Genomic DNA, 16,012 nt, shown 5'->3' with positions numbered 1-16,012 from the left:
AATCGCCTCAGCTGGAAAGCACCATGGCCCAATAGGGCAGGCTCCTGGAAGATGTATTATGGGCGACGGCAACGCCAAGGCCGCCGTAACGACCGAGCATGTTTTCCAGGTGATGCGGAGAGTTGATCCAGGCCGTCACCACGGCATCGACGCTCTGCTGGCCGGAGGCGATGTTTTCCGCCGCCGGCAGCCGCACGCCACTCGCCTTGACGCGCGCGCCGAAACTGTCGGTCATGCCCATGAGATGCGCCATCTTGCCGGCGCTCGCCATGCGTTTCGCCTGGAACAAGGCGGCAGTGCTCGCCGCCGGATCGACGGCAAGCGGTGGCAGGCCGTTTTTGGCCCTGAGCTGGTTGACGAGCGGCAGCACGCTTGCCGTCTCGTCCTCGCCGTCCGAGGGCGTGCCGGCGAGCCGCGGGGTCGTGGTGCAGCCGGCGATGCCGGCAGCAAGCGCAAGTCCGGAAAGGCGCAGCAGGCCGCGCCTGGAAAGATCGATGGATGTCATGTTACCGGCGGTAGCTGAAAAGACGAAGGATGATGAAGAGGGGGATGACGATCGTCGCGCCGAGGATGAGATAGTCGCCGACGCGCCCGAGGGCCGAGAAGCCGCGGTACCAGATCTCCAGGATGAAATCGCGTATGCCGTAGATGATGCCCCACGGCGTCAGGCCGAAGACGGTCATGACGAAACCGACGATCAGCGACACCACGATGAGCTTTATCAATGTGCGGCCGATTGAATCGCCGAGGAACCTGTTCGCCTGATCGGACATAAGCCATCTCCTGTTTGCCATTGGAATAAGGTCGCGGTGCGACGCCCGCAAGCCCTTTCCCGAATTGGCCGCTCCGCCTCTGAAATAGGACTTGAGTTTTTTTGTGGCCGCCGCCAGATGCGGGCCGACGCATGTCGCGCAAAAGTGTGCAGCGGTTTTGCGGCAACGACATGCGTAAAAGAAAGATTTGACAGGCCCATTGATGCAGCCCCACCAGCTTTCCTCAGGCGATGTCATCGCCGACCGCCGCGCCGATTATGCCCGGATGCTCGAAGAAGGCGGCGAGCCGGAAGCGGCTGCCGAACTGATGGAACAGGCCCTCGAGCTCGTGCCTGCCTGGGCCGCCGGCTGGTATCGCCTCGCCACCTACCTGGAAAAGGCGGGCAGGGGCGAGGCCGCGGTCGAGGCCTATCGCAAGACACTTGCCCTCGATCCCGATGACATTTTCGGCGCCGCCCTCAAGCTCGCTCTTCTCGGCGATGCGGCCACGCCCGACCTGCCGCCGAGCCGCTATGTCGAGCGCCTCTTCGACGACTATGCCGACCGTTTCGAATCAGCACTTGTCGAAAAGCTCGACTACGCCGTCCCGCAGAAGCTTGCAGCGCTCATCGCCTCCACCGGCAGGCGCTACGAACACGCCGTCGATCTCGGCTGCGGCACCGGCCTGCTCGGCTCGGAGATCCGCGCCAATGTCGGTCGCCTCGAAGGCTTCGACCTCTCGCAGAACATGCTGGCCAAGGCCGCCGATAAACAAGTCTATGACAGTCTCGCCCAGGCCGATCTCTCGCTCGCGCCCGATCTCTCCGGCCTCTTTGCCGATGCCGCGCGCCATCGCGCCGACCTGGTGACGGCAGCCGACGTGCTGATGTATCTCGGCAATCTCGAAAGCGTCTTTGCCATCGTCGGAGACCTCGCCGCATCAGGCGCCGATATTGCCTTTTCCGTCGAGGATGCAGGGGATGGCGACGGCTTCCATCTCGCTCCGTCGCTGCGTTATGCCCATTCGGAAAGCTTTGTCAGGATGCTTCTTGCCCGTCACGGCTTCCAAATTCTCAAGATCGTCAAATCGGTCATTCGCAAAGATGGCGGAAAACCGGTTTCCGGCATTCTGTTCCTTACGCGCAAGCCCGCGTAAGCGAACATTTCTTGCGATATTTTTATAGGTCAGCATTGCTTACCTATTTTGCTTGATCGGAAGACCGAAAAGCCCAATACTGCATCGCATCGGCAGAGCGCCCGGCAATATTACGGCGAGGCGCTCGGGCTCCTTTCATGATCCAAAATTCCGCTGCGCCGGGTTTCCCCCAAGCGCGTTCTTAAACTCGTCTGCCGTGGAGACTGGCGACATGACACAGCTCATCAATGCCCTTGGTTTTTGGAATACGACTGCGACGCGCCACACCCTGATCGAAGACGTGCAGGGCATATTCTCCGGCAGCCTCGTTGCGGCGCTCGGCCTCTATGTGCTCGCCAGCGCCGGCCTTCTCACCGGCAGCACGGCCGGCGTGGCCTTCCTCCTGCATTATGCCTTCGGCGCCAATTTCGGTCTCGCCTTCTTCCTGCTCAACCTGCCGTTCTTCTATCTCTCCTGGAAGCGGCTCGGCATGGCCTTCACCATCAAGACCTTCATCGCCATCGGTCTGACGTCGGTGCTTGCCGATGTGCAGTCGCGCTTCTTGTCCATTTCGAGCATTCATCCAGCCTGGGCAGCCCTTCTCGGCGGACTGCTGCTCGGCTTCGGCCTGCTGGCGCTCTATCGCCACCGCGCCAGCCTCGGCGGTGTCGGCATTCTCGGCATCTACCTGCAGGAGCGTTTGGGGATCCGCGCCGGCCTCGTCCAGCTCGCCATCGACATGTGCGTGCTCGCCGCCGCCTTGTTCGTCACCACGCCGCCTGTCGTCTTCTATTCAGTGCTCGGCGCCGTCGTCCTCAACCTCTTCGTCGCCATCAATCACCGCGCCGACCGTTACATCGCGCTCTAACATTACGAATCCGTAAGCCATTCTAAATAAAACGTAACTTGCCTGTGATCGGTCTCGGCGCCAAATTCATCTCGCGCCGGATTTGATGAGGTGAACTATGTCAGATTTGGAAAAACTTGTCAGACGCCGTATGCAGGAAGAATATGCCAAGGGTGCTTCCGCAGAAGAAATTGCGAAAGTCGTCCGCGACCTATTCAACAGCGTCGACCTCTCGGGCAATCGGTTTGACGCCGTTGCCGTACGCGCCACCAGGGATCACGAGTGACCCGATATTCGACCGACCCGAGATTTTCGGGTCGGTTGCCAGGATGATTTCCTCGCATCAGTCACCGTGCCGAGCCGCGGGTCTCGTCCCGTCCTTCGGACGCCCGCAACCGGGGCGAAGGAACATGCTGCAGCGTCTCGATCCCCTCTTCTCCCCGAGGGGAGAAGAGGACATGCAGCGACCTCTCCGTTTCCCGCTCACCTCTCGTATGGCATTGGCCTCACGCCGCCTTTTGCGCCGCATCGAGCGAATGCTGTGAGCGGAAGCCGACGGCAAGCCGGTTCCAGATGTTGATGGCGCCGATCGCCACCGTGATCTTCGTCATCTCTTCTTCGGAAAAATGCGCCTTCAGCGTCTCGTAGTCGGCATCCGGCGCACCTGTTTTGGCGATGTTGGTCACGGAATCCACCCAGCCGAGCAGCGCCCGTTCGCGGGCGTCATAGACCGGCGATTCCCGCCAGACGCACATCAGGTTTATCCATTGTTCGGAGAGCCCATCATGGCGGGCTTCCTTCACATGCATGTCGACGCAATAGGCGCAGCCGTTGATCTGCGAGGCGCGCAGCTTGATCAGGTGGATGAAGCGGCGCTCCAGCCCGGAGGACTGGACATATTGCTCGAGCGCGGCGACTGCCTTGTAGGCATCGGGAGCGGCTTTGGCGAAGTTGAAACGTGGTTGCATGCTCTTTCTCCTTTGTTGGTGGCTCAGCGAGCCGTCTTGCGTTCATGGATTTCAAGGAAGGCGCAGCCTCTCGCTGCGATCGATCCGTCGTCGAGAGCGTTCAGTTCGATGCCGAGATCGGCAATGCTCGTCTTGGCAAGTTCGGTCCGATAGACGCGTTCGGCTTTCAGCATCGCCGCGTTGATGGTGCAGGGCTGGGCGAACAAGCGATCGGAGACCGGGTTGGGGCCGCGCTGGCGGATTTCGGCGCAGCGGAAGGCAGGCGCCGGCCCCTCGACCGCGAGCACGATGTCGAGCAGCGAAATCTCCTTCGGCGCTTTTGCCAGCCGATATCCGCCCTTCGGCCCCGGTACGGTATCGAGGATGCCGGCGCCCGACAGCGCCTGCAGATGCTTCAGCAGGTAGCTCGTCGAAACGCCGTGAAATTCCGCCAGCGCGGCGGCCGAAAGCACGCCGCCTTCGGAGAGGCCGGAAAGCATCGCAACGCTGTGAATGGCCTGCTCGACCCCATCGCCCATCTTCATGCACCTGGCCTCCTCAATTCGTGGACAAAAAATATCCACGATTATGCCTGATGTCAAGAGGCGTCCTTGCCACTTGCCTTTATCCTGACCCCGGATAGAAGACGGAAAAGCCGACAGGGGAACAACATGGCATCCAACGCTTTCGTAGGCCTTCTGAATTCCAGCGCCGATCGTCACTCGCTCTTCGACGACGCCCAGGGCATCGTCGCCGGCAGCATGCTCGCCGTGCTCGGCGTAACGCTTCTCTCCGGCGCGGGGCTGCTTGCCGGCGGCACGGCGGGCCTTGCCTTCCTCGCCCATTATGCGACGGGCTTCAGCTTCGGCCTCTGCTTCTTCGTCGTGAACCTGCCCTTTTATTATCTCGCCTTCCGCCGCTTAGGCCTCGCTTTCACCATCAAGACCTTCGGCGCCATCGCGCTGACCTCGGTCCTGTCCGAATTCGTCTCGGGCTTCATCAGCATGGCGCATGTCGATCCTATCGCCGGTGCGCTCTTTGGCGGCCTCGTCATCGGCGCCGGCATGCTGGCACTCTTCCGCCACCGCGCCAGTCTCGGCGGCATCGGCATTCTTGCCCTCTATATCCAGGATCGCTTCGGCTGGCGCGCCGGCTTCGTCCAGCTCGGCTTCGACGGCATCATCCTGGCGCTCTCCTTCTTCGTCGCCAGCCCCTTCATTATCGCCTGCTCGGTGCTTGGTGCGATCGTTCTCAACCTTACGATCGCGATCAACCACCGCAAGGATCGCTATATCGCCATGTAAAGGCTCGCGGCTCTTCTTTTTCCCCGGCATTTCACTACCTTCCAGGCGTGGACCAGATCGATTCCGAAGCCCCTACCTTGCTGCCTGCCGCCTTTACCCGCTGGTTTGCGGAAAAGGGCTGGCGACCGCGCGCCCATCAGTTGGAGCTGCTTGCCCGCGCTGAGGCCGGCGAAAGCACGCTGCTGATTGCCCCGACCGGCGCCGGCAAGACGCTCGCCGGTTTCCTGCCTTCGCTCACCGATCTCACCCGCCGCGGCAAAATCCCACCGGGCTCCGCCTTCACCGGCATCCATACGCTCTATGTCTCGCCGCTGAAGGCGCTTGCCATCGATATCGAGCGCAACCTGATGAAGCCGGTCGAGGAGATGGGCCTGCCGGTCACCGTCGAAAACCGCACCGGCGATACGCCAAACGCCAAGCGCCAGCGCCAGAAGCTCAACCCGCCGGATATTCTGCTGACGACGCCGGAACAGGTCGCCCTGCTGCTGGCGAACCGGGAGGCCGAGCGCTTCTTCAAGGACCTGAAATATGTCGTCCTCGACGAGCTGCATTCGCTCGTCACCTCCAAGCGCGGCCACATGCTTTCGCTCGGCCTTGCCCGCCTGCGCCGCCTTGCCCCCGGTCTCCAGACGATCGGCCTATCCGCCACCGTCGCCGAGCCTATGGACCTGCAGAAATGGCTGGTCGGCCAGGAAGAGGGCCGGGAGCATCATGCCGGGCTCGTCGTCGTCGAAGGCGGCGCCAAACCCGATATCTCGATCCTGTCGACCGAAGAGCACATTCCCTGGTCCGGCCATTCCGCCCGATATGCCATTCCCGATGTCTACAACAAGCTTGTCGAACATCGCACGACGCTGCTCTTCGTCAACACCCGCAGCCAGGCCGAAATGCTTTTCCAGGCACTCTGGACAATCAATGACGACAACCTGCCGATCGCCCTTCATCACGGCTCGCTCGATGTCGCCCAGCGCCGCAAAGTCGAGGCGGCGATGGCCGAAAACCGGCTGCGCGCCGTCGTCGCCACCTCCACCCTCGATCTCGGCATCGATTGGGGCGATGTCGATCTCGTCATCCATGTCGGCGCGCCGAAGGGCGCCTCGCGTCTTGCCCAGCGCATCGGCCGCGCCAATCACCGCATGGATGAGCCCTCGAAGGCGATCCTCGTGCCCGCCAACCGTTTCGAGGTCATGGAGTGTCAGGCCGCCCTCGATGCCAATTATATCGGCGCACAGGACACCCCGCCGGTCGGCCGCGGCGCGCTCGACGTGCTCGCCCAGCATGTGCTCGGCATGGCCTGCGCCGAACCTTTCGATCTACTGGAACTCTACGATGAAATCATCAGCGCCTCGCCCTATGCCGATCTGAGCTGGGAGACCTTCGAGCGCATCGTCGATTTCGTCGCCACCGGCGGTTATGCGCTCCGGACCTACGAGCGTTACGCCCGCATCCGCAAGACCAAGGAGGGCCGTTGGCGCGTCTCCAATCCTGCAGTTGCCCAGCAATACCGCCTCAACCTCGGTACGATCGTCGAAAGCCCGATGCTGAATATCCGCATGGTCAAGCGCGGCGAGGGCGGCAGGATCGGCCGCGGCGGCGCCACGTTGGGGAAGGTCGAGGAATATTTCCTCGAGCAATTGTCGCCGGGCGATACTTTCCTCTTTTCCGGCAAGGTGCTGCGCTTCGAAGGCATCCGCGAAAATGAATGCTTGGCGTCGCAGGCCTTCTCGCTCGATCCGAAGATCCCCTCCTATAATGGCGGCAAGTTTCCGCTGTCGACCTATCTCGCCGAGCAGGTGCGGGCGATGATTGCCGATCCCGATCGCTGGCGCCGCCTGCCGGATCAGGTGCGCGACTGGCTGTCGCTGCAGAACGACAAGTCGATGCTGCCGAAGCGCGACGAGTTCCTGATCGAAACCTTTCCGCGCGGCAGCCGCGGCTACATGGTCGCCTATCCCTTCGAAGGCCGTCTCGCCCACCAGACACTCGGCATGCTGCTCACCCGCCGGCTGGAGCGGATAGGCGCCAAGCCCCTCGGTTTCGTCGCCACCGATTATTCGCTGGCCATCTGGGGCCTCGAGGATATGGGACTGATGATACGCAATGGCCGGCTCAATCTCTCCGACCTCTTCGACGAGGACATGCTCGGCGACGATCTCGAAGCCTGGCTGGACGAATCCTTCCTGTTGAAGCGCACCTTCCGCAATTGCGCCGTGATTGCAGGTTTGATCGAACGCCGCCATCCGGGCAAGGAAAAGAGCGGCCGCCAGATCACCGTCTCCGCCGATTTGATTTACGACGTGCTGCGCAGCCACGAGCCGGATCACATCCTCCTGCAGGCGACGCGGCAGGATGCGGCGACGGGGCTTTTGGATATTGGCCGTCTTGGCGATATGCTGAGGCGAATCAGGGGCCACATCACCCACCGCGCCCTCGACCATATTTCCCCGCTCGCCGTGCCGGTGATGCTGGAAATCGGACGCGAGGCGGTGCCGGGCGAGGCCCATGATGCACTCCTGGCCGAAGCGGCGGACGATCTGATCGCCGAAGCTCTGGCATGATGACGACTAGGAAAAACGACTGTGATGAACCGCCTGGCGCTGGCGCGCGACATATCGGGACTGGCCGCGATGCCGGGCATCGAGACATCGGTCCATGGCATTGCCGCCGTCTGCGATCCGCTCGGCGCCCTCTATCTGCCGGATGCCGGCCTGCTCGTCGTCTCCGACCTGCATCTGGAAAAGGGCGCAGCCTTCGCCCGCCGCGGCATGATGCTGCCGCCTTACGATACGCTGGCGACGCTGACCGTCCTTGCCGCCGTCATTTCCCGCTATAACCCGAAGCTCGTCATCTCGCTCGGCGACAATTTCCACGACCGCCTCGGCTCCAAGCACCTGCCGGAGAATTTTCGCGCCCTGATCGTCGAGATGGCGCGCGGCCGCGAATGGATCTGGATCAACGGCAACCATGATCCGGATGGCATCGTCGATCTGCCGGGCTCATCTGCCGACGAGATGCATTATGCCGGCCTGACCTTTCGGCACGAGCCGAAGAACGGTTTGCAGAGCGGCGAAATCGCCGGCCACCTGCACCCCTCGGCGACCGTGCGCCGCCGCGAGAAATCCGTCCGCCGCCCGTGCTTTGCCACCGACGGCGCCCGCCTGCTGATGCCGGCCTTCGGCCTCATGAGTGGCGGTCTGGATCTCGGCCATCAGGCGATGAAGGGCCTGTTCGACAGGGGGTCGCTGATTGCGCATCTGCTCGGTAGGGATCGCATTTATTCTGTCAGGTATGGGAATTTGTGGGGATAGCGCTTGTTATCTCGATGTGCCGCGTAAGCCCCCCTCTGCCCTGCCGGGCATCTCCCCCACAGGTGGGGAGATTGGCTGGGCGCACTGGCTTCCCCAAACAATGAGCGTCCAGCACGGCGAAACGGTAGATGGACATGAAGTTCAAGCCACTTGTGATCTCCCCACCTGTGGGGGGTCCGAAGGACGGGTCGAGACACGTGGCTCGACCCCGGGCCCGGCAGGGCAGAGGGGGGCTTACGCGGCACGCCCTTGAATACCCTCAATCACACTCCTGCAACTGCCGCTGATACGTCCCTGCCATCCGCGCAAACTTCTGCGCCGTCTGCTGCAATTGCCCGTTCGAGCGCCAGTCGCCGCGTTTGTATCCCGTCGGACCGGAATAATAGGCAAGATAGAGATTATAGGCATCGTTCAGCGGAATGCCGGTCTCGAGGCTGTTCTGATAGTGATACCAGCCGATGAAATCGATCGCATCGGCGAAGTTCGCCCGCCGGGCGGTCCAGTTCCCCGTCTGTGACTGATAGTGATCCCAGGTCCCGTCGAGCGCCTGCGAATAGCCGTAGGCGGTCGAAGGACGGGACCAGGGAATGAAGCCAAACAGCTTGGTGCGCGGCGGCCGCGCATAGGGCTGGAAGCCGGATTCGGTGTACATCGTTGCCATCAGGATCGGCACGGGCACGCCGTACTTCTTCTCCGTTCGTTCGGCCGCACTCTGCCAGCTGGAGAAGAGCCCGTCGCGCTCGTCGAAGACGGCACAGATGTTCCTCGTCTGCTTCGGCGCCGTCGCGCAGCCGGCAAGCAGCGCGAGGCCCACAGCCGTCAGAACGATACGAGTACGCATAACAAAACCTCTCGTTTCCGAGAGATTACTAACTCGTAAATGTTAAAAACCGGTTTTTAGTCGAATGCGAACTTCCCCGGCTGCCTCCTTGTGCGGCCAGGGATCGATACCCTGGCCTGACCATCGGGACGGCGTCCCGTCCACTACGCTTTAACGGGCTCGTAGCGCAGGATAACTGCGCCGCCCTCCGTCGTCGAGGATTCGATGAGCTTCAGTGGCACCTGGTCTTCGGCAGGCTTGAAAAGCGGGTTACCTCCGCCGAGGATCACCGGCACTAGGCAAACCCTGATCTCGTCGATAAGGCCCGCCTTCAGCAGAGTGTCGGCAAGCTCGGCGCTGCCGAAGATGAAAATCGTCTTGCCGTTCTCCTGCTTCAGCCGCGTCAATTCGGGGATCGGATCGCTGACGATGCGGGCATTGCTCCAGCCGGGCTCGCTCATCGTCCGCGACACGGCGATCTTGGCGATGCCGTTCATGTAGGCTTTGATCTCACCTTCCCCCTCGGCGGTCGGCCAGTAGGCGGCCATGCCCTCATAGGTCTTGCGGCCGAAGACCAGCAGATCGCCTTCCCTGCCGAACTGTTCGGCATAGCGCTGCAGCTCAGGTCCCCAGGCGAAATTGTGGAAGTCGATATCCCATGGCTTCGTGCCTTCGAAATAACCATCGAGCGTCATCAGGTTCCACACAACAAGCTTTCTCATTTCCATCCTCCTTCTGAATTGCCATCCATCAAAAACCGGTTGCGTTCAGCAACTGGTTGAAAGTTAAGCTGACTGATAGCAAAATGCAAGCGGTTTTTCTGGAGTAGAACATCCGGGCAAGCAGCTGCTCCCGCAGGCCTTCGTCCTCAGCGCGTTGTCGAGCCTATTTTCGGGAGGAAATCCTGAGCGCTTTTGGCTGTGGATCAGTCCTTGCGGAAGATCAGGCTGGCACCCCAGCCGGTGATGACGGCGAGCAGCACGGCCGCAAAGCCGTAGAGGATCGGCTGCTCGTGCGCCGCATCGGTGATCGTCTGCTCGATGCCGGTCTTGATGACCCGCAGCGGCAGCGATTTCTCGGTCACGAAAAGCCCGCTCTTGAACAGATAGGCGCGCACGGTGTGCACGCCGTTCGGAATGTTTGCCGGCAAGCGCAGGCTCGCCTTGAAGAGGTTGGAGGAAACGAACCGCACGCCGCTCGGGTTGCGGTCGTAGAGCCCGCCACCCTGCTGCAGTCGCCGGAAGGCGTCGCGGAACTCGCCGAGATTGCTGCCGTCGCCGACGAAGCCGACCGGCGTCAGCGGGATGTGGTCGATGCCGATCCCCTGATCGGTCAGCTCGAGCGGTGTCGTCAGATCGTCGATCATGCGCGAGCTCGACATCGAATAGGAATGCGGGACCGCTTCGAAGGTCATCGAGCGGGTGTTCACCCAAATGCCGAAGACGCGTTCCTTCCTGCGCACTGTCGCATCCTCGCGCGGGCCCTCCAGCACCACGACCACGTCATATTGGCCGATGGCGAGCAGCAACTGGTCGGTATTCGAGAGCGCCCCGAAGATGGTCAGATCCGCGCCGTGGAAATCCGAGGTGATGGCGATTTCGCTGGTCGACGTGCCGATTTCCAACCCTTCACGCACCGCTTCCGTTGCTTGCCCCGGCAACCACTGCGCTCCGGCAGAGGCCGGCAGCAGGCAAAGCAATGCGATGACAGCGGCAGCCAGGCGCATCAATTGCCCACTCCCATCACCACCGAATAGACGTCGGCCGGCGTCACCACCAGAGCGATCGCAAGACGCACGCCGACGGCGAGCACCAGCAGGCCGAGCAGTGCGCGCAGCTGCTCGCCGCGCAGCTTCTGGCCGACGCGCACGCCGTATTGCGCCCCGATGACACCCGCCACCATCAGGATGAAGGCGAGCACGATGTCGACGGAAAAGTTGGTCGCCGCCTGCACGATCGTCGTATAGGCGGTCACGAAGATGATCTGGAACAGCGAGGTGCCGACGACGACATTGGTCGGGATACGCAACAGGTAGATCATCGCCGGCACCATGATGAAGCCGCCGCCGACACCCATGATCGAGGTGAGGATTCCGATCGCAAAACCGAGTGCCACGATCGGAATGACGCTGAGAAAGATCTTTGATTTCTTGAAGCGCACCTTCAGCGGCAGCTTATGCACCCAGTGCTGGTGGCCGGGCTTGCGCGGTGCGGGCGGCTCGTTGCGCGCTGCCCGCCGCATGGCATTGACGCTTTCGAGCAGCATCAGTCCGCCGACGGTGCCGAGGAAGATGACATACATCAGCGAGATGATGAGATCGAGCTGGCCGATGGCGCGCAACAGCGAGAAGATCCAGATCCCGACCGTCGCACCCGCAAGGCCGCCGACCAGCAGCACCGTGCCGAGCTTGACGTCGAGCGAGCCGCGCCGGAAATGCGAGATCGCGCCAGATATCGACGATGCCACAACCTGGTTGGCGCCGGTCGCAACCGCAACGACCGGGGGGATGTTGTAGAAGATCAACAGCGGCGTGATGAGAAAACCGCCGCCGACGCCAAACATTCCAGACAGGAATCCGACGGCCGCCCCCATGCCGAGAATGATGAAAATGTTCACCGACAATTCTGCGATGGGCAGATAGATTGTCACAGCCGACCCCGAATGATGACCGCTCCTGCCGGGCGGTTTCTTGTCACGTCCCCGTTCGAATGCGCACCATACTGAGAAATCGTTGCCAGAGGCTTTCGATCGGCCCTGATTGACGGAGAGATCGGTGGCAGAGGATTCGCCGGATGCGCGGATCGATATGTCCGGGCATAATCCGGCTTTTTTCAGGTTTTGTGACAGGCGACGGCAAAATTGGAAAAAGCCTTGCGGCATAGTGCCGCCAGGCGTTTTTGATCGCCCGGAACAAGGAGTCGAGACGATCCCGCGTCGATGCGACGCGGGCGGGACTCAGATTGCCTTGCCGGCCTGCTTGTTGCGTTCGAGCAGCGCCTTCACGGTCGCATCGGTCACCTTGCCGTCCGGCTCCTGCCCGACGGACTTCTGGAAGTTTTTGATCGCGGTCACCGTCTTTCCGCCCATCTCGCCGTCCGGCACGCCGGCGTCGAAGCCGTTATTGTTGAGGATCGCCTGGATGTTGCGGATCGCCTTCTTCATGTCGACGCTTGCCGTCTTCACGCCGGTGCCTGCCCATTCGTCGGGGATGTCGATGGCGTTCGTGCGGTGATCGACCGGCTCCGGCTTCCAGAGATCGGCCTTGGCGCGCGCCCGTTCGAGCTGGTCGGGCTTCATGGCTTTGGCCACTTCGTCGCGCTTCTGCGCCGCATCCTTGTCGCCGGCCTTGGCGGCGATCGCAAACCACTTGTAAGACTCTTCGAGATCCGCCGGAACCCCGTTGCCGCGCGCGCAGAGGATCGCCAGGTTGAACTGGCTGTCGGTGATGCCGAGGTTCGCTGCCTTGGTGAACCACGAGGCGGCCGTTGCATAATCCTGCTGGCCGAGCGCGCCAGAGGCGTAGAGGACCGCGAGATTGTGCATGGCGCTGGCATTGCCCTGGTTTGCCGCCTGCTCGTAAAAGCCCTTCGCCTTGGCGATGTCGCGTTCGACGCCGTTGCCCTTCTCGTACATGCTGCCGAGCCGGTATTGCGCAGGCGCAAAGCCCTTATCGGCCGCAAGCTGGTACCAGTTCGCCGCCTGCTTCTGATCGACCGTCAGGCCGTTGCGGCCGTCGGAATAGCGCGCGCCGATCTCGAACAGCGCCAGCACATCGCCACCGCTCGCCGCATCGGCGAGCGATTTCGGCTGGACGGTTTCGGGAATGGTGATGGCAGCCTGCGGTGCGGGTGCGGGAACGAAACCCGATGTCTCCTGTGCCGCACCCGACGGACCGGGAGGGGCAAATGTCGCAGCCCCTTCGCCGTCAAGCGGCGCCACGTCGGTCAGATGCTCGCCGGCGTCAGGCGGGGTTGCTTCCGGCTGCGCCTGTTCGGCGGCGGGCGGTACAGCTTCCGCTGCCGGCGCGGTCGTTCCGAGAGCGGCGGCATCCGGCTGGGCAGGTGTCGCGTCAGGCAAGGCCGGCGCCGGGTTTTCCGCGCCCGTCAGCGCCGAGACTTCTGCCGGCGGCTGCGGCGCGCGCTCGCCGCTTGTCAGCGTTCGGGCCAGCGGAAAGGCCATGATTGCGAGCAGCACGGCACCGACCGCCAGCAGGATCGGCCGCCGGTAGCGCGAAAAGGCGCTGGTCTTGCCCGTCTTGTCGGAAGCCTTGCCGGCCTTGTCGGCAGTCACGCCCTTCTTCTCGGCCTTGCCGGCTGCCTGCTTCGGATTGGCATCCACCTCCATCGCGGCCGCCTGCGCCGCACGGCGCGCGGCAGCGATATAATCGGCGCGATCGGTTTCGCCGGCAGGTTTGCCGCGTGCCGCACTCTGGCTGGCGCGAACCCGTTCAAGGATCTTCTTCACGTCAGGCGTCCCCGAGCCGGGCTCGAGCAATTCGTTTGCCGCATCCGTCGGCACCACGTCGGTGGGGTCGATCGACGGCGCGGGATCGATCATCGGACGTTCGGTCGCCTGGCTCTCGGTCTTCTTGCCGGGCAGCAGCCGCTTGCTGAGGCTGGCGAGCAGGCTGGCCTTTGCCGGGGCCTGTGTCCGTGCCGCTGTCGCAGCCTCCGTCGTCCTAGTCGCGGCTTCAATGGCGATCACGCTCGTTCCGCTCATGGCGGTAGCTTGTGCCGGGGCGGCAGCTTCGGCTGCGATCTCGGCCGTGCGGATAACAGGGGAAGCCTTCGCCGCCGGGGCAGCGGCCGGCGTCCTGTTCATCTCGGCTTCGGCCACCATCAGCGCATAGGGATCGACATCGAAATCGACGTCGGCGACCGGCATCTGGGCGAGCGGCCGGCCGCGATCTTCCATGCCGTCGAGGCGGTCGGCGATATGCACCAGCGTCTCGTGCAGCGCCTGGAAAGTCTTGTGCGTGCGTTCCTCGCTGTCGCGGCTGAGATCCTCGAGGTGGCGCAGATCCTCGGCCAGCGCCGTCAGCGCCGACATGTCGGCGGCGGGCATGACACCCTGCGGGCCGCCATGACGCGAATAGGCTTCGACCACGGCCTCTGCCGCCTGGCGTGCCGCTTCGATGATATATTCGTCGCTCGTCGCCATATAATCTTCGATCGCGCCCATGCGCCGGTCGAATTCGGGAGGTATCGCAGCGCTTTCGCGCGGCGCGCTCATCAGCGCCGACAGATTGGCGATCTGGTCTTCGAGGTTCTTCAGCGCCTGTGGATCGGTCGGGGGTGCCGATGTGCTTTCCTCCAGGCGGGCGGCAATGTCGCTCAGCCGCCCTTCGAGACGCAGGAAGGCGCCGTCGTCGGCCACAGCGGCCGGCGCCTGCTGCTGATAGGCCATCTCGTCGATGCGCCGGGCGAGATGGTCGAGCCGCTGGGCCAGCACATCGTTGACGGCGCCGTTCTCAAGCGCGTCGATCTTGCGGGAAATGTCGGAAAGCGTGCCGGTGAGGTCGGCCTGCGGCGCCGTCTCCTGGGTGCGCTCCAGCAGATAGGAAAGATGTTCCAGCCGTTCGTCGAGGCGCGACGTCGCTTCCGCCTTCGTCAGCTCCTCGACGCGCCCCGTCAGCGCCTCCAGCCGCATCGCCAGCTCGTCGGCCGGGTTCACGCGGTTGGCCGCATCATGGCTCATCAGGTCGATCTGGTCGGCGAGCGCCGCAAGCCGGCTTTCCAGCCGCTGCATCAGGCCCGGATCATTCGTGGTGGCCGTGCGCCCGCTTGCCGCGATTGCCCGGCTGATCTCGTCGAGCCGCATATCCATGGCGGCGAACTGCTCGGACATGACCCGGTCGTGCGGCTGGATCATATTGCCGAAATGCTCCATCGCCGTGGCGATCGAGATCAGCTTGTCTTCCAGCGCCCGAACCGCCGGGCTTTCGCCCATGCCGCCGATATGGCGCTTGATATCGTCGAGCCGATAGGCGAGCGAAACGAGCTCTTCCTGCAGCCCCTCGGTATCGAGCGCCGCAAGCCGGTTTTCGAAGCCGTCCCAGCGGTTTTCCATATGGCGCAGCGAATCCTCGCGCGCCAGCCCGTCCATCAGCGAGCGCAGCTCTTCGAAATCCTCGCGCAGGCCCGTGGCCTCTGGTGCGGCGGAGCGGCCGGTCAGCTGGGTGATGCTCTGGGCAAGGCGGCCCATATCGGCGCGCATGTCGTCGGCGAAACGGCCGTCTCCGGCATTTGTCTTGATGTCACGCAGCTCAGTGCGCAGCGCGTTCATTTCGCGGGTGACGCCCTCGGAAATGTCGCGCTTCAGGTCCTGCCGCAGATTGACGAGCGCCTGGGCGATCTCCGTCATCGTGTCGTCGCCGGCGCGGAAGGCGGGTGTCGGCACTGGGGCGGCGACGCGGGGCGTGGGTTCGCGAAGCTGCGGGGCCTGTTCGCGTGCGTAAGGCCGCTCGCGGCCGGCTTCAAGCGCGCGCTGGCGTTGACGAATTTCGGCAAGTGGATCCGGCCGCGGCTCGGGCGGGGTCTTTGCGGGCCGGGGGGCATGGGAAGCGGCATAAGGATCGCGCTCGGCCGTTGCCGTGCGCGGCCGCTGTTCGCGCCCGCTGCCCATCAGCCCTTCGATGCGCGCCTCCAGCCCTTCGATCGTGCGATTCAGCGCATCGAGCGAGGTCCTGTCGGACTGTCGGGAAGGATTTGATCGCGATCCGTTCATCTTCTTGCTCGCTTCGACTGCTCGACCCCTCGTCAGAGCTCGATCTTTGGCTTTTCCTCTGCTGCCCGCGTGTTTGCGCGGACCAGAGCGCACCATTCATAAGAAGTTAGTCAATTAGACTTTCCTCAGGCTGAACGATGTAGCGGCATCCTTTAACTACGCAAGACTGAGGA

The 16,012-nt window shown here is 62.9% G+C and carries 15 protein-coding genes; 6 read left to right on the top strand and 9 right to left on the bottom strand.

The window, feature by feature from the left end:
* Nucleotides 1–7: 7 nt before the first annotated feature.
* Nucleotides 8–505 carry a CAP domain-containing protein gene (locus tag GFM02_RS18155; protein WP_168273179.1) on the bottom strand — a complete coding sequence of 166 codons (498 nt, stop codon included), beginning with the start codon at nucleotides 503–505 and terminating at the stop codon, nucleotides 8–10.
* Between the two features lies 1 nt (nucleotide 506).
* Nucleotides 507–773 carry a DUF6460 domain-containing protein gene (locus GFM02_RS18150; protein WP_026154422.1) on the bottom strand — a complete coding sequence of 89 codons (267 nt, stop codon included), beginning with the start codon at nucleotides 771–773 and terminating at the stop codon, nucleotides 507–509.
* 202 nt (nucleotides 774–975) lie between these two features.
* Here GFM02_RS18150 and GFM02_RS18145 point away from each other — a divergent pair, with 202 nt between their 5' ends.
* The 3 genes from GFM02_RS18145 to GFM02_RS18135 all read left to right on the top strand — a co-directional run bounded on the left by GFM02_RS18145 (nucleotide 976) and on the right by GFM02_RS18135 (nucleotide 3,020).
* Nucleotides 976–1,908 (top strand): class I SAM-dependent DNA methyltransferase, encoded by a 933-nt coding sequence (locus GFM02_RS18145; protein WP_168322353.1) that lies wholly within the window; start codon nucleotides 976–978, stop codon nucleotides 1,906–1,908.
* Between the two features lie 211 nt (nucleotides 1,909–2,119).
* Entirely contained in the window at nucleotides 2,120–2,755 is a 636-nt protein-coding gene (locus tag GFM02_RS18140; protein WP_168322352.1) for a YitT family protein, read from the top strand.
* A gap of 97 nt (nucleotides 2,756–2,852) precedes the next feature.
* Complete coding sequence (locus tag GFM02_RS18135) at nucleotides 2,853–3,020, top strand: hypothetical protein (RefSeq protein WP_157628318.1); 168 nt, start codon at nucleotides 2,853–2,855, stop codon at nucleotides 3,018–3,020.
* A gap of 220 nt (nucleotides 3,021–3,240) precedes the next feature.
* Here GFM02_RS18135 and GFM02_RS18130 read toward each other — a convergent pair whose 3' ends face one another.
* Both GFM02_RS18130 and GFM02_RS18125 read right to left on the bottom strand, forming a co-directional pair.
* Nucleotides 3,241–3,702 carry a carboxymuconolactone decarboxylase family protein gene (locus GFM02_RS18130; protein WP_168322351.1) on the bottom strand — a complete coding sequence of 154 codons (462 nt, stop codon included), beginning with the start codon at nucleotides 3,700–3,702 and terminating at the stop codon, nucleotides 3,241–3,243.
* Between the two features lie 23 nt (nucleotides 3,703–3,725).
* Complete coding sequence (locus tag GFM02_RS18125) at nucleotides 3,726–4,226, bottom strand: RrF2 family transcriptional regulator (protein WP_168273182.1); 501 nt, start codon at nucleotides 4,224–4,226, stop codon at nucleotides 3,726–3,728.
* 126 nt (nucleotides 4,227–4,352) lie between these two features.
* Here GFM02_RS18125 and GFM02_RS18120 point away from each other — a divergent pair, with 126 nt between their 5' ends.
* From GFM02_RS18120 to pdeM, 3 genes are read left to right on the top strand one after another with little or no spacing between them, the layout of a single operon-like run.
* Nucleotides 4,353–4,985 carry a YitT family protein gene (locus tag GFM02_RS18120; RefSeq protein WP_168273183.1) on the top strand — a complete coding sequence of 211 codons (633 nt, stop codon included), beginning with the start codon at nucleotides 4,353–4,355 and terminating at the stop codon, nucleotides 4,983–4,985.
* A 47-nt stretch (nucleotides 4,986–5,032) separates the two neighbouring features.
* Complete coding sequence (locus tag GFM02_RS18115; protein ID WP_168322350.1) at nucleotides 5,033–7,543, top strand: ligase-associated DNA damage response DEXH box helicase; 2,511 nt, start codon at nucleotides 5,033–5,035, stop codon at nucleotides 7,541–7,543.
* A 24-nt stretch (nucleotides 7,544–7,567) separates the two neighbouring features.
* Nucleotides 7,568–8,293, top strand: coding sequence for a ligase-associated DNA damage response endonuclease PdeM (gene pdeM, locus GFM02_RS18110; RefSeq protein ID WP_168322368.1), 726 nt, complete (start codon nucleotides 7,568–7,570; stop codon nucleotides 8,291–8,293).
* Between the two features lie 259 nt (nucleotides 8,294–8,552).
* Here the strand turns inward: pdeM and GFM02_RS18105 are convergent, their stop codons facing one another.
* The 5 genes from GFM02_RS18105 to GFM02_RS18085 form a co-directional block, all read right to left on the bottom strand.
* Complete coding sequence (locus GFM02_RS18105) at nucleotides 8,553–9,134, bottom strand: transglycosylase SLT domain-containing protein (RefSeq protein ID WP_168322349.1); 582 nt, start codon at nucleotides 9,132–9,134, stop codon at nucleotides 8,553–8,555.
* A 143-nt stretch (nucleotides 9,135–9,277) separates the two neighbouring features.
* Nucleotides 9,278–9,835 carry a dihydrofolate reductase family protein gene (locus GFM02_RS18100; RefSeq protein WP_168322348.1) on the bottom strand — a complete coding sequence of 186 codons (558 nt, stop codon included), beginning with the start codon at nucleotides 9,833–9,835 and terminating at the stop codon, nucleotides 9,278–9,280.
* Nucleotides 9,836–10,038: 203 nt separating this feature from the next.
* Nucleotides 10,039–10,839, bottom strand: a complete 801-nt coding sequence (locus tag GFM02_RS18095; RefSeq protein ID WP_028740400.1) for a TIGR02186 family protein — start codon at nucleotides 10,837–10,839, stop codon at nucleotides 10,039–10,041.
* The gene (locus GFM02_RS18090) at nucleotides 10,839–11,762 is read right to left on the bottom strand and encodes a sulfite exporter TauE/SafE family protein (protein WP_131628019.1); all 924 of its coding nucleotides are present in this window, start codon (nucleotides 11,760–11,762) and stop codon (nucleotides 10,839–10,841) included. The genes GFM02_RS18095 and GFM02_RS18090 overlap by 1 nt, the downstream gene beginning before the upstream one ends.
* A 306-nt stretch (nucleotides 11,763–12,068) precedes the next feature.
* The gene (locus GFM02_RS18085; RefSeq protein ID WP_168322347.1) at nucleotides 12,069–15,839 is read right to left on the bottom strand and encodes a peptidoglycan-binding protein; all 3,771 of its coding nucleotides are present in this window, start codon (nucleotides 15,837–15,839) and stop codon (nucleotides 12,069–12,071) included.
* Nucleotides 15,840–16,012 lie beyond the last annotated feature (173 nt).

This window comes from Rhizobium leguminosarum bv. viciae (genome assembly GCF_012276115.1).
GTDB classification, from domain to species: Bacteria; Pseudomonadota; Alphaproteobacteria; order Rhizobiales; family Rhizobiaceae; genus Rhizobium; species Rhizobium leguminosarum_T.
This window is presented reverse-complemented; position numbering and strand designations above follow the sequence as displayed.